This is a genomic window from Tsuneonella deserti (genome assembly GCF_014644315.1).
In the GTDB taxonomy this organism is placed as follows: domain Bacteria; phylum Pseudomonadota; class Alphaproteobacteria; order Sphingomonadales; family Sphingomonadaceae; genus Tsuneonella; species Tsuneonella deserti.
Genome location: NZ_BMKL01000001.1, coordinates 1646472 through 1659022, shown reverse-complemented (window position 1 = coordinate 1659022; position 12551 = coordinate 1646472). Strand labels below are relative to the sequence as shown.

Below are 12551 nucleotides of genomic sequence, written 5' to 3'. Positions count from 1 at the left end.
CGGGGTGGTGGTCTTGGGGCCACATGCGGAGATGGTCGCAACCATCGTCAAAGCGAGAGCGCCTCCGAGACGTTTGAAATTAGGTCGCATTGGGAAGTGCTCCTTGATTTGCGGCCGCGGCCTCCGGTTCGCGCCCGAACCGATCCTCGTGGGCGTAATTGCCTTGGACGTGATCCTCCCGCTTGCGATGGAGCAGGAGCTTGCCGATGGCGGGCAAGACGAACAGTGTCAGCAGCGTGGCCACGACCAGCCCGGCAATCACAACGATCGCCAATGGCTTTTGGACCTCTGCTCCACGTCCGGTGGCGATCGCCATCGGCACGAAGCCTATCGCTGGAACAACGCCGGTGATGATCACCGCGCGGACCCGCTCCATCATCCCTTCTGAGATTGCTGCGTCGATCGGAACGCCCCGGTCTAGTCGTTGGGTAATGCCGCTCATCACGACCAACCCGTTGAGCACGGTAACACCGGACAACACGATGAAGCCGACTGCCGCGGAAATCGAGAAAGGCAAACCTGCCAGGAAGAGCCCGTAAACGCCCCCGGCGAGTCCGAGCGGAACTGCGGAATATACCGTTAGCGCGGAACTGAGGCTCCGCAGTGCGAGGAAGAGAATTCCGAAGATCAACGCGAAAACGAGAGGAATAACGATCATTAGGCGCTGCGAAGCCGCTTGAAGATTCTCGTATTGCCCGCCCCAAGTGATGAAGACGCCAGGTGGCACTTTCACCTTCTCGTTCACGGCAGTGCGTGCCGCCTCGACATAGGAGCCGAGGTCTCGTCCACGGACGTTGGCCTGAACCACGATGCGCCGCTGACCGTTTTCGCGGCTAACCTGGTTCACGCCTTCGCTGTAAGTGAATCGGGCAACTTCGCGCAGCGGAACTGATGCACGGGGTCCGGAACCGCCTTCGAGCATGACGGGTAACGCGCCGATAGCGTCAAGACTGTCGCGCGTAGCGTTGTCCAGCCTGACCACGATATCGAACCGGCGGTCACCTTCAAACACGAGACCCGCTTCCCGCCCACCCAAGGCAGCAGCGACGGTGTCGGCAACGTCCTCGGCAGACAGCCCGTAGCGCGAAATTGCATCGCGATCGAACTGCACGTCGAGCGTGGGAAATCCACCGGTTTGCTCGACGCGCAAATCTGCGGTTCCTTCCACGTCCCCGATCGCTCGCGCTACCTGTCCGGCAAGCTGTTCGAGCTGTTCAAGATCATCGCCGAAAAGCTTGATCGCTACGTCTCCCCGAACACCGGCAATCAATTCGTTGAACCGCATCTCGATCGGCTGGCTTACTTCAAAGCCATTGCCGGTGAGCGTCTTCATCTTTGCCTCGATGCGTTCGACGACGTCTTCCTTCGAGTTCACGCCGTCAGGCCACTTTTCCTTCGGTTTGAGGATGACAAACGCGTCTGATGCGTTCTGCGGCATCGGATCGGTGGCCACCTCGGCGGTGCCCGTCTTCGAGTAGATAAACGAGACTTCAGGCAACGACGCGATGGCTCCTTCGACCCGCCGCTGCATGGTGAGCGACTGGTCGAGCGAGGTGGAGGGAATGCGGATGGCCTGCATCGCAAGGTCGCCCTCGTCGAGCTGTGGGATGAACTCCTGTCCAAGCGTCATGAATAGCACGCCCGCGAGCGCGAATGCTCCTACACCGGCCAAGGCGAACTTCTTCGGCGCGGCCAGCACATGGTTGAGCCGGGGACGATATCGATCCTTGATCCAGCGGATTGCCGACACGTCCTCTTCGGACACGCGGTTTCGGATCAACACGGCCACCATTGCGGGCACGAAAGTCAGCGAGAGGATGAACGCTGCGACCAACGCCAAGATGACCGTGATAGCCATCGGCGTGAACATCTTGCCCTCGACCCCATTGAAGGTCAGCAGCGGAGCGAAAACGAGCAGGATGATGGCTTGTCCGAACAACGTCGGACGGACCATTTCCTTGGCGGCCTCGAACACCTCATGGAGCCTCTCGCTTAGGTCGAGTAGTCTACCTTCGTGATGCTGCCTTTCGGCGAGCCGACGTAGGCAGTTTTCGATGATGATGATTGAACCATCGACGATCAGACCGAAGTCGAGCGCGCCAAGGCTCATGAGGTTACCGGAGACGCCGTAGCGGTTCATCCCGATCGCCATCATGAGAAACGAGAGCGGTATGACCAGCGCGGCGATGACCGCCGCGCGGATATTGCCGAGCAGCCAGAATAGCGCGACAATGACTAGAAGCGCGCCTTCGACCAGGTTCTTCTCGACCGTGGCAATCGTGGCGTCCACGAGCGCCGAGCGATTGTAAAGTGGAGTGAGGCGAACGCCCGGCGGCAGAGATTTTGTGATCTCGCCCAGTCTTTCCGACACCGCTTGAGCGACGATGCGGCTGTTCTCGCCCGCCAACATGAGGGCGGTTCCAATCACCACTTCCTTGCCGTTGTAGGAGGCGGCACCAGTGCGTAATTCCCCGCCGAGTCGGACTGCGGCGACGTCCGCGACCGTGATGGGCAACCCACCTCGGTTGGCGATTACCGTCCTGCCGATCTCGTCGATATGCCGGATGCGAGCATCCGCGCGCACGAGAAAGGCCTCGCCGCCACGCTGGATGAAATTCGCCCCCACCGACAAGTTGGCCCGTTCGAGCGCATCAGCCAGTTCGCTAAAAGACACACCGTAGCCCGCCAATTTACTTGGGTCGGGCTGGACGACGAACTGCTTCTCGAAACCGCCGATGCTATCGATCCCAGCTACGCCATCGACTGCACGCAGTTGTGGGCGAATGACCCAGTCCTGCACCGTGCGCAGATATGCCAGTCGCGCTGTTTCATCTGTTAGCAGTTCACCATCCACGGTGAGGTAGCTGCCGTCAGGCTGGAAGCCAGGACGCCCTGAAATCTTGGGTGACTGACGCGAGGCACTTGATTCGTAATCGACCGACCACATCAACACCTCGCCGAGGCCAGTCGAAACGGGGCCCATCTGAGGCTGCACACCGTCAGGCAGGCTTTCCGCCGCTTGTGCCAACCGCTCGGCCACCTGTTGTCGGGCAAAGTAGAGGTCTGCGCTCTCGTCGAACACAGCGGTGACTTGCGCGAAGCCGTTCCGAGATATGGAGCGAGTGTAATCAAGGCCAGGAATCCCGGCGAGGGAGTTCTCGACCGGAAATGTCACTAGGCGTTCCATATCGACCGGACTGAACTGCCCGGCCGAAATGTTCACTTGGACCTGCTTGTTGGTGATGTCTGGCACCGCATCGATCGGAAGTCGGGCGAGTTGAAACGCTCCGTAGAGAGCAACGAGGGCGGTTACGGCGAGCACTACCCAGCGAAATCGGACGGAAGCGTCCAAGAGACGGTCAATCATTTAGGTTGTCCTGTTCGGCTTCACGCCGGTGAAAAGGATGAATTGCGATGCGCACGCGGTCGGCGCGAAGCGCGTCACCGGCCAGCAGCGACTGGAAGCGGCCCCCGGGTAGCCGGTGCATGGACATCACAGACCACCAGGCCCGTTTGCCAGCCAGACGCTCATTCCCGCGAAAGGCCTCCACGACAAGGTGGGCGCCGATCGCGCGAGCTAGCGGGTGCCGTCGTCGGACGGCCCCGATGACTTCCAGTGAGCTACCCCGAATGCCGACACGCACGCCGGAAAGCTCGAAGTCGTCGTTGGGCAGGACTTCGACCCGCGCAGGGTTCTGCAACGCCTTGGTCGCTGCGCAACCCGTAGCCAATGTCATCACGGCTGTCGCGACGAACAGAGCACGCACCTAATGCTCAGCCTCGCTGGCCCCGAGCTGTGACTTCAGCGCGAACGCGCCGCGGGTGACGACCGTTTGGCCTTCCTTCAGTCCCGAAACGATCTCGACCCGGCCGCCGCTACGCTGTCCCGTTGCGACAGGCACAGCGCGAAATCCGCCCTTGACCGCCACGAACACACTGTCCTTGCCTTCTATCTGCTGGATCGCCTCTTCAGGCAGGACAATTCCGCCAGCCACGCTGCCGCTGGGCACGATGCGCACGCGCACGGCCTGACCTTGTGTCAGGCCGCCTGCTGGGCCGATCACACGAAGCACCACGGTGGCTGCGCGGCTTTCCGGATCGAGCGCTGGGGTTGAAGAACGAACGACGGCTTCGGTCCGCTCACCGTTCGACAACTCAACAAAGGCCCTGTCGCCAGGTGCAAGCCGCCGGGCGTCAGCCACGGGGACGGCAGCTTCGACCTGGATGCGGGTCGGGTCCGCGACGTTGAACAGTTCCGCCCCTGCGGTGACGAACGCGCCGAGCCGAGTGTTGACCTCGGTGATGCGACCGCCAATCGGACTGCGGACAGCAAGGTATCGCCCGCCCCCCGCAACCCCTGCCGCGCTGACAGCGGCGTCTGCGCGCTGAAGTTCCGCTTCGGCTATGCGGCGCGCGGCAATCGCCGCTTCCAAGTCCTGCCGAGCGGTGATCTTAGCGTCGAACAGGCGTTGTTCTCGTGCGGCGGCAGCCCTTGCAGCCTGGGCCTGTGCTGCGGCCGTGTTCCGCTCGGCGACAAAGCTTGCCGCTTCCCTGCTTTCGAGGAGGGCTATGGTCTCACCTGTCCCGACGGGGTCGCCGAGCTGCTTGAACATGCGCACCACTGCGCCGTCCGCCCGTGCCGTCAGCACCCCGGCCCCTTCAGGCGGCGCACCGACGGTGGCCTGCGCAATAATCTCATCCGTGAGGGAGCCAGCCGTGACCCGTTCCACCACGATTCCGTTCGGTGCAAGCTGCTCGCGAGCGATGGCGATAAAGCCTTCTGGGCCTTCGGCGTGATCTTCTTCTGCAGGTGCGGTCGGCACTTCCGGCTGAGGAGCGGACGATCGTCCGATGAGGAGTCCCCCAATCCCGGCGACCAAGGCCACGGCCGCGACCCCCGCCCATAGGCGGGCCTTTGGCTCGTCGCGCAGTATGCGGACGCGTTCGACGATTGTGTTCATGATTCGGTGTCTCCGGTAGCAACGGCTCGGGCGAGTTCTGCTTGCGCGAGCGCCAGCGCGAGGCGTGCATCCGTCAGTGCGGCACGCGCGGCTGTGTAGGATTCTTGGGTGTCGAGAAGTTCGAGGAGGGTCGCTCGTCCTTCGCGATACGAGAGTTCGGCCAAGCGTAAGGCTTCAGCAGCCTCGGGGATGGCCGACTGCTCTAATGCTTCGACCCTGCGCAAGTTCGCGTCCACCGCGCCGCGCGCGTTCCGGGCACGAGCATCCGCCGCGATTTCCGCTCCTGCCCGCCGAGCTTCGGCACCTTCGAGCGCGGCACGCGCAGCGGAGATCCCGCCACGATTGCGGTCAAATACGGGCAACGGAATTGATACACCGCCGACCAGGCCAATGTCCCCGGTCTCGCGAATGTGCCGCACTCCCAGCCCAACTGCAGGATCAAGGCGGTTAGCGGTCAGCTCAATTGCCAGCGAAGCCTCCGCGGATGCTCTTTCAGCATCGGCCAATCGCAATTCGAGTGGACTGCCCACGACGCTTGGTGGCGGGAGGCTCATGTCGCCCTCGACGAACGCTATGGCGCGACTGGATCCCAAAGCTGCTGCAAGCAACGAACGTGCAGCCAAGTCTTCGGCACGAGCTGCTTCTTCATCGGCAACGGCTTGGGCCAACGCCGATCGAGCGCGGATCGCCCGAAGCGGAGGATCGCGACCCACTTCTACCAAGACACCGGCTACACGAGATAGCTCACGAGCTCGGGCCACTGTATCGCTGGCCTGCGCGAGCTTTTCTCGGGCCGCGACCGCGCGAGCAAATTGTTCTCGGACGGTAAACTGCAGATCGGCCTGAACTATCGCCAGGCGCAGTTGCTGAACGATCAGCTCGGCTTGTGCGAACCGCACTCGCGCACCCCGTCGCCCGGCGAGATCGAGCCTCTGATTGACGGAGAGCGTCGTCTCCATCGCCCGAAGTCCCGCCAGTTCGCCGGTGCCGAGAACATTCTCGACTTCCAGGCTCAATTCGGGATTGGCTCGATAACCAGCCTGACGCAGACGCCCACGGGCTGCTCGCACGTCAGCCTCGGCGGCAATGATGGCCTGCGAACGTGCTAGTCCTTCGGACAGGGCATCTGCCAGGGACAAGGATGGGGGCAGCGGACCGGTGCGCACGGACGCAAGTGGTTCATATGCCGTTTCGGGTGCCGGGGGACCGGCAGCTTCGGTGCCCATCCGTGGGGTCGCCACGTTCGGGACTTGCGCGGCCGCGGAGCAATGTGCCCCGACCGCAGCCACGGCACATGCCGCAGCGAACATCGATTTCATTGATTAGCTCCTGACGAACACTCTCAGCGCCGCTGGGTGCGGCGCGCGGAGTTCGTCAGGCGATCGGTGGCCTCAACTGCTCGAAGCCGTGCGCGAGCGGACGCCAATCATCAGATAATGGCGACCCAAAGCCGAGCAACAAGGAGCGAGCAAACCCGACCGACTCAAGCCGCGACGATGCTGCGTAGTGGCCGGAGCATGGCGCATGATGATGCGCTGCTTCCTTGCCCCCGCTATGCGAAGACTGATCGCTATCGCCGTCATAGTGCCCGGTGGCTTCGCTGATCTCCGGGATACAATCGGCATCGCTCGCTGCCGTGGCCGGTTGGCATACGACCGCGCCAACCGCGAATGCGATTGTCGCCAGCAAGAGAAGCGCGCGATGGATCACGCGGCGGCGCTAGCAGCAACGACTTCAAACGGAAAGGCCCTAACCATTGAGATGGTTGGCCTCAGTCTTGCGCAAGTTCGACCGCGACATCTTTGGGGACCGGCATAATTGCGAAAGCCGACACGTCAGATCTTCCGGTATTTCCTGAAGGCAGCCGCCTGAGAGCGTGCCCGATCGGTATCAAGGCCAATCTGAAAAGCTGTCCCCCAGTTTCGCGAAAATCTCGAGTTTGCAAGGCAAATGATAGCATACGCATGTGCACGACGAAGTGCAGCAGTATAACCGTCTGTCCCAGGATGTGGGCGCGTTCCAACGCGCGCCACGCCCCAGCGACATCGCCCTCGTAACGAGCCGAGGCAAACTGCGACAACTCACGATCCACGAGACGCGAACGGTTGTGTTTAGGCATGGCTCACCTGCGGCGAGGCACGAAGCTCATCCCGCGCCTGGCGAAAGATGCTGATGCTTCCCCAGACTGCGAGGACCGCCATGATCGAGGCAACTAGCAAATCTGGCCAAGCCTGGCCGGTGCCGAACACGCCGAGCGCCGCGAGCATCACGGCCAGGTTACCGATCGCATCGTTTCGCGAGCAGATCCATACCGACCGCATGTTTGAGTCGCCCGCGCGAAAGCGATACAAGATTGCCGCCACAAACACATTGACGCCGAGCGCCAGCAAACCGACCAGTCCCATTGTCTCGGCTTGCGGAGATGTGCCGAAAAGCGCGCTCCATGCAGTGACTCCAACAACGCTAAGTCCGAACACCAGCATCGTTGCGGCCTTCACCACAGCGGCGCGCGCTCGCCACGCCAACGCCATGGAAGCCACCGCGAGGCTCAGTGCGTAATTTCCACTGTCGCCCAAAAAGTCGATCGCGTCGGCCATGAGGGCGCGTGAGTCTGCGGTCAGACCTGCGACGATCTCCAGTCCGAACATACCCGCATTGAGTATGAGCGCGATCCATAGCGCTCTGCGCCATCTTGGATCATTCATTGATTGATCCATGGAGTTATGGCTGCAGCAACTAGCGCTCATACCTGATCCTTCTCGACAAAATCCGAGTCGGCAGCTCATATGCACCTTATACCAGCTATAGGGTCAAGCGATGGGCCTCACGATCGGTCAGATGAGCAAGGCCACGGGCGTGAAGCCTGTGACGATACGGTTCTATGAGAAGAACGGGCTGATGGGGTCGCCAAGCCGAACCGGAGGCAACTACCGGTCCTACGGCAGCGCCGAGCTTGCACGGCTATCGTTCATATGCAGAGCGCGGAAGCTTGGTTTCAACTTGGATCAAGTCAGGCAGTTATTGGAGCTGGCTGACGCTAGGGGGCCTGACTGTTCAAGCGTGGATGGCATCGCTGCAAGGCACTTGGAGGAGGTGGACCGTAAACTCGCTGACTTGACCGCACTGCGTCGGGAGTTGGCTGCGGTGATTTCATCCTGTTCGGGTGGTTCTGTGACCGACTGCCGAATCATCGAAGCTCTGGCACCTGCCTCGCAGAGTCCGTTGTGAACCTAATTGCAGGCCAGGTTCGCCAGTAACTTAGCCTGAATTTGGGTCTGCGTGCGTCCTGGACGACAATGTGCTGGCCTTCGTCGAGCCGTGGCCAGATGTTCGTCATTCCTTGCGCGACCAGCCGAGGCAGAGGGAAACGTTCCCGACCGAGCGTGATAGAGTCAGCTTGTCCCATTCTCCCTTTATAAGCAGACAGGCAGAAATCGGCCCAGAAGCGGACCCCACTCCGCTCGTGGTGTGAATGGCAGGAATTGGGCCGGTAGCAGACTGACTGCTTATGAGCTCGCGCCGCGCAAAGTTGCCATTCCGCAACCCGCCTAAGCGGAGCTCCTGCATACAGGCCCCTTGCTAACCTCTCGCCTCACAACGGCCGGCTAGGACTACTCTTGCGATGCAGCCGCTTGAAATCCGTGCGCCAACCAGTCCGCAATAGCAGCCAGGTTCCCGTGATCGCGAGCCACACCGCCGCGAAACCAACCACTATTATGAGCGGGTGGTTGAAACTCGCCCTCTCCCCGTAGTCCATGATGTGCAGCATCCAGAAGAAGTCCCACAGCCTCCATGCTGAGGTTCGGCGCTCCAGCACTTCTCCGGTTGAACCCGAGACGAAATAGCTGCTGCCCCTGTCGTCGGCGAAATTCACGCGCCAGATCGGGAGCTTATGTTCGCGCACAGCCATTGGCAATTCGGTGAGGGCATCGACGGATTTCACTGGCGCCGCGGCAGGGTGCGATGAGAGGGCGATGTCGCGTGCGGTTTGTTCATCGACGCGAATGGTCGTCGCGCTCTTGGCATCAAACAGTAGTGTGCGAGTTGGAGTGGAGATCTCATAAACCTCCCGGCCAAGCAGGGTGCGCACCTTCAAGCTTTCAACGGCAATTCCGCCAAGCTGTTTCTGGACTTCCGGCCAGCGATCGATCGTGCTGAGGTTTGGCCGAGTATCTTGGTTGCGCGCAGGGCCCCCGGCTACTTCGTCCATCGGTAGGAGGGCCATCGCGGCCCCACTGAGGGTCCAGAGCAGAAATTGCGCGCCAATCACTAGGCCGATCCACTTGTGGATCACGCGCAGCGTATGCGTGTGCACGCCCATCACCGAGCCCTGGCCTTCCGCCGGGGCCGCGAGAAGGCGAACCAAAGCAGCCACACCCCGAAGGCTCCCGTTGCGAGAGCGGCCAGCGTGAATGCACGCAGGAGCAGGTTGTTCACATTATCGCGGGTTTCGTAATCCATGATGTGCATCATCCACAGGAAGTCGAACACTCGCCACAGTTCGTGACGTCGGCTCACGAGCTCGCCTGTCGATGGTGCAAAATAGAGTGTCGGCTGGTTCCAACCTTCGAAATCCACCCGCCAAAGAGGCGGCTTGCGGCCCCGCAGTTCGCTTGGAATCTGATCGATCAATGCGATCGTCGAAAGCTGCCCGGGACCGGTGAACCAGTATTCTGCGGCGCGCCTAATTTCGTCTTGCGTAGGGGGCGGCAAGGGCCTCGCGGTCTGGGCATCGAAGCGGTATTCGCCTTGTCCGGTCGTCACGACATAGATGGGGCGTTCAAGGACGCGGGTCAGCCGCACCGACGTCGCCCCTGGGAGCGCGGCCGCTGCCGCTATCGGGCTGGCAAGATCTCGAGCAGAAGTAGGCGCGGGCAACGCCGATCGGACGAGATGGTCGCCGTGAATCGTGTCGATATGCACGACCGTCATGTAGAGACCGCTCAGGGTCCAGATGACGGCCTGAACACCGATTGCGAGGGCGAGCCACTTGTGCACCCTTCGCGACAAGATGTGTGGACGAAAGCGCAAGCGCGAACCCCTGACCCGGCAAGGCGCCTTTACGCCCTCCCACCGACAACGGTCGCGCGATTGCAGTAAAATTGCGGGGGCGGCAACTCTCTCGCCGCCCCCCCTCATGCAAGTTGCCTCAGCAATGACCCATCGCGTGGTGTTCGGGCGAACACGAGGCGGTAGCCGACGGCGAAGGCTGAGCCGCAGGCGCAGGAGCGACCGTCGCCTTTGGGGCAACCTTGGCTGCCTTGGTTGGCTTCGCGACTGGCGCGGCAACGGGCGTCGGCTTCGGGGCCGGCGCAGGGCTAGCGACAGAGGCCTTGGCCGCCGGCTCAGCCGAGTGATCCATCGTCTCGCCGCGCAGCATTGCCTCGACCATGGCGACTTCCTTGACCTGGTCGGCCCGCGTAGCCTGAACCCGCGTGCGAACGGCTCCGCTCACGCCGTTCCGCAGGGCGACGTCGGACATTGCGACCGCGCCCTTGTGATGCTCGAGCATCTTGCGCAGGAACGTCTCCGATGAATCCGCCCCGCTGGCGGCCATCATCTTTTGGTGCATGTCGGTCATGACAGGTCGATAAAGTTCGGCCGCCTTCTGGTCCGGAACGCCGTCCTTCAGAAGCTTTCGGATCGCCTCGATCTCCTTCCCCTGCTTGTCGATCGTCATCCGCGCCATCTCGGCAACGTCCGGGCTCGGGTCGAGCTTGAGCACGACCTGCGACATGTCGATCGCTCCCTGGTGGTGCGCGATCATCTTGCGGGCCCAGTTGTCGCCCACGTCGGTGCCGACCGCCGCCGTCATCGCATCGTCCATCCGCTTCTCGGATTCCGCGTATGGGTCAGCGGCGGCTTCCGCGGGCGCCGCCGCGGAGGTGGCATCGTCCGAGGGCTGATCGGACGGCGCCCCGCAGGCAGCAAGCGCGGCGGTGGCGACCAATGTGAAAAGCACGTGTCGTGTTTTGAGCATCTTGATACCTTTCGCGAGCCGCGGCTCGCCTAATTCACCAGTTCATGTGGTCCACGCCGTGCACCAGCGCACCGCCGAACCACCCTTGGACGACGATCGCCGCGGTGAGCACAGTCAATGCAGCCATCATCAGCCCGCTGCGATCCTGATCGGGTTTTCGCCACGCCCAGACCGCAAGAGCGGCGCCCAGCGCGCCAATCATCGTGCCGAGCCAGCGATGAACGGTCAGGAGCGGATCCGGGTCCATGCCTATTGCATCGAGCCACCCTAGCAGCGCCGACAAAGGCGCCAATGCGCCACCTGCGACGACCAGGAACTGCACCGGCGTTGCGAACGAGGCCCGCCGCCGGCCGATGGTTGCGGTGAACAATGCTGCGGGGAAGAACGCGAGCGGAAAGTGCACGATGATTGGATGCAGTCGCCCGATCCAGCTGAGAAGGCGATCCGTGAAGGTCAGTGGCGGCTCGTCCGCCGAATGCTCCATCTCCATCGCGCCGTGCATCGGTTCCTGGTGCATCCTGCTTGCGGCTGGCGCGCCCTCCTGATGCGCGGAATTATGCATGGCCTCGGCCGCGTGCTGTTTTCTATCGTGATCCTTGTGAGCGAAGGCCGGCACCGAGGCGCTGAGACTTGCCAGCATCAAAAACGCCAGCATGCGGCGAATTAAAACCATGTCCGCACCCCCAGAAGGATATTCCAGCCACCGCGACTCTCTCCGCGGGCCGTCCGAAATCGTCCCGTATCGCCAAAGGCTCGATCATACTCGACGCCCACATAAGGGGCGAACGTCGGGGTGACCTGATAACGCAGGCGGGCCCCAAGAGCGACATTCGTCAGGCCGGAGCCAAGAGCGAGTTCCGGGACATCCTGAAGAGAGAAGTTGAGCTCCGCCCGCGGCTGCAAGATGACGGTCTGCGTGACCCGCACATCGTGTTCGGCCTCGGCCCGCGCCGTGATGTCTCCCTTGGTCGAGAGAAAGACAGCTGCCTCCGTTTCCAACCAGTAGGGGGCGAGGCCCTGGACGCCGAGCACCAGATGCGCGCGATCAGATCCGGACCGAGCATCATAGCGAACCCCCGTCTGCAGATCGAACCAGGGGCCGATCGCGTGGCTCCATAGTGCCTGGATCTCGGCCTCATCCACGCCCTCGTCAAAGCCGCCCTCCAGCTCGGTCTTGAACCAGGCCTTGTCGATGTCGCCGCCAAACCACGCCTGGCCGTCAATCAGGTAGCCGTCCTCACCGTCGCGCAGCCGGGCTTCCGCCCGGTCGAGCAGCATTTTGTGAACGGCCACACCGCCGTGAGCCTTCCGCATCGCATCGCGCGCGGCCGCCATAGCGCCGCTGCCGTAAATCGCGTCGGCAGCGTCTTGCGGCCCCTCGAAGGCTGCGGTCGGTGGCGGGGCTACCGGGGGCTCGCCCACGGGGAGCGTGCAGTGGCCCATGGCCGCATGCTCCGGCAAGCATCTAGGACCAGGAGCGGTCGGAGTCGGAGACGCTTGGGCCGAAGATACCGGGGCGGTGATGGAGCAATGACCCATTGCCGCATGTTCCGGAAGACATTCGGGCGTGGCTGGTTTGGTGGCCTCTGGCGGTGGGGGTAACGTGCAGT

General features: G+C 62.3%; 13 protein-coding genes. 1 reads left to right on the top strand and 12 read right to left on the bottom strand.

The annotated features are described in order from the left end of the window. Positions 1-79: 79 nt before the first annotated feature. From IEW58_RS07935 to IEW58_RS07905, 7 genes are all read right to left on the bottom strand, one after another. Positions 80-3367, bottom strand: coding sequence for an efflux RND transporter permease subunit (locus tag IEW58_RS07935; RefSeq protein WP_126177288.1), 3288 nt, complete (start codon positions 3365-3367; stop codon positions 80-82). Beyond that, the gene (locus tag IEW58_RS07930) at positions 3360-3767 is read right to left on the bottom strand and encodes a hypothetical protein (protein ID WP_126177287.1); all 408 of its coding nucleotides are present in this window, start codon (positions 3765-3767) and stop codon (positions 3360-3362) included. Before IEW58_RS07930 ends, IEW58_RS07935 begins: the two co-directional genes overlap by 8 nt. Then, positions 3768-4961: an efflux RND transporter periplasmic adaptor subunit gene (locus IEW58_RS07925; protein ID WP_126177286.1), complete on the bottom strand. Its 1194-nt coding sequence runs from the start codon at positions 4959-4961 to the stop codon at positions 3768-3770. Continuing rightward, positions 4958-6187, bottom strand: a complete 1230-nt coding sequence (locus tag IEW58_RS07920) for a TolC family protein (RefSeq protein ID WP_229658503.1) — start codon at positions 6185-6187, stop codon at positions 4958-4960. Before IEW58_RS07920 ends, IEW58_RS07925 begins: the two co-directional genes overlap by 4 nt. A gap of 148 nt (positions 6188-6335) precedes the next feature. Next, positions 6336-6671, bottom strand: coding sequence for a hypothetical protein (locus IEW58_RS07915; protein ID WP_188644626.1), 336 nt, complete (start codon positions 6669-6671; stop codon positions 6336-6338). A 61-nt stretch (positions 6672-6732) separates the two neighbouring features. Further along, positions 6733-7080 (bottom strand): DUF3703 domain-containing protein, encoded by a 348-nt coding sequence (locus IEW58_RS07910; RefSeq protein WP_126177283.1) that lies wholly within the window; start codon positions 7078-7080, stop codon positions 6733-6735. Continuing rightward, the gene (locus tag IEW58_RS07905; RefSeq protein WP_126177282.1) at positions 7073-7708 is read right to left on the bottom strand and encodes a cation efflux transmembrane domain-containing protein; all 636 of its coding nucleotides are present in this window, start codon (positions 7706-7708) and stop codon (positions 7073-7075) included. Before IEW58_RS07905 ends, IEW58_RS07910 begins: the two co-directional genes overlap by 8 nt. Before the next feature lie 70 nt (positions 7709-7778). Here IEW58_RS07905 and IEW58_RS07900 point away from each other — a divergent pair, with 70 nt between their 5' ends. After that, positions 7779-8189 (top strand): MerR family transcriptional regulator, encoded by a 411-nt coding sequence (locus tag IEW58_RS07900; protein WP_126177281.1) that lies wholly within the window; start codon positions 7779-7781, stop codon positions 8187-8189. 364 nt (positions 8190-8553) lie between these two features. Here the strand turns inward: IEW58_RS07900 and IEW58_RS07895 are convergent, their stop codons facing one another. From IEW58_RS07895 to IEW58_RS07875, 5 genes are all read right to left on the bottom strand, one after another. After that, positions 8554-9336, bottom strand: a complete 783-nt coding sequence (locus IEW58_RS07895) for a PepSY domain-containing protein (RefSeq protein ID WP_188644625.1) — start codon at positions 9334-9336, stop codon at positions 8554-8556. Next, positions 9282-9959 carry a hypothetical protein gene (locus IEW58_RS07890; protein WP_229658502.1) on the bottom strand — a complete coding sequence of 226 codons (678 nt, stop codon included), beginning with the start codon at positions 9957-9959 and terminating at the stop codon, positions 9282-9284. The genes IEW58_RS07895 and IEW58_RS07890 overlap by 55 nt, the downstream gene beginning before the upstream one ends. Positions 9960-10110: 151 nt before the next feature. Beyond that, positions 10111-10923, bottom strand: a complete 813-nt coding sequence (locus IEW58_RS13825; RefSeq protein WP_229658501.1) for a DUF305 domain-containing protein — start codon at positions 10921-10923, stop codon at positions 10111-10113. Between the two features lie 52 nt (positions 10924-10975). Beyond that, complete coding sequence (locus IEW58_RS07880; protein WP_188644623.1) at positions 10976-11458, bottom strand: DUF2231 domain-containing protein; 483 nt, start codon at positions 11456-11458, stop codon at positions 10976-10978. Positions 11459-11604: 146 nt separating this feature from the next. Beyond that, positions 11605-12363, bottom strand: a complete 759-nt coding sequence (locus tag IEW58_RS07875; protein WP_229658500.1) for a copper resistance protein B — start codon at positions 12361-12363, stop codon at positions 11605-11607. Positions 12364-12551 lie beyond the last annotated feature (188 nt).

Excerpts from the sequence above, each read along its gene's own strand:
- IEW58_RS07935 (WP_126177288.1), bottom strand. The coding sequence starts at position 3,367 with ATGATTGACCGTCTCTTGGACGCTTCCGTCCGATTTCGCTGGGTAGTG.
- IEW58_RS07900 (WP_126177281.1), top strand. The coding sequence starts at position 7,779 with ATGGGCCTCACGATCGGTCAGATGAGCAAGGCCACGGGCGTGAAGCCT.
- IEW58_RS07880 (WP_188644623.1), bottom strand. The coding sequence starts at position 11,458 with ATGCACCAGGAACCGATGCACGGCGCGATGGAGATGGAGCATTCGGCG.
- IEW58_RS07905 (WP_126177282.1), bottom strand. The coding sequence starts at position 7,708 with ATGAGCGCTAGTTGCTGCAGCCATAACTCCATGGATCAATCAATGAAT.
- IEW58_RS07920 (WP_229658503.1), bottom strand. The coding sequence starts at position 6,187 with ATGGGCACCGAAGCTGCCGGTCCCCCGGCACCCGAAACGGCATATGAA.
- IEW58_RS07925 (WP_126177286.1), bottom strand. The coding sequence starts at position 4,961 with ATGAACACAATCGTCGAACGCGTCCGCATACTGCGCGACGAGCCAAAG.
- IEW58_RS07910 (WP_126177283.1), bottom strand. The coding sequence starts at position 7,080 with ATGCCTAAACACAACCGTTCGCGTCTCGTGGATCGTGAGTTGTCGCAG.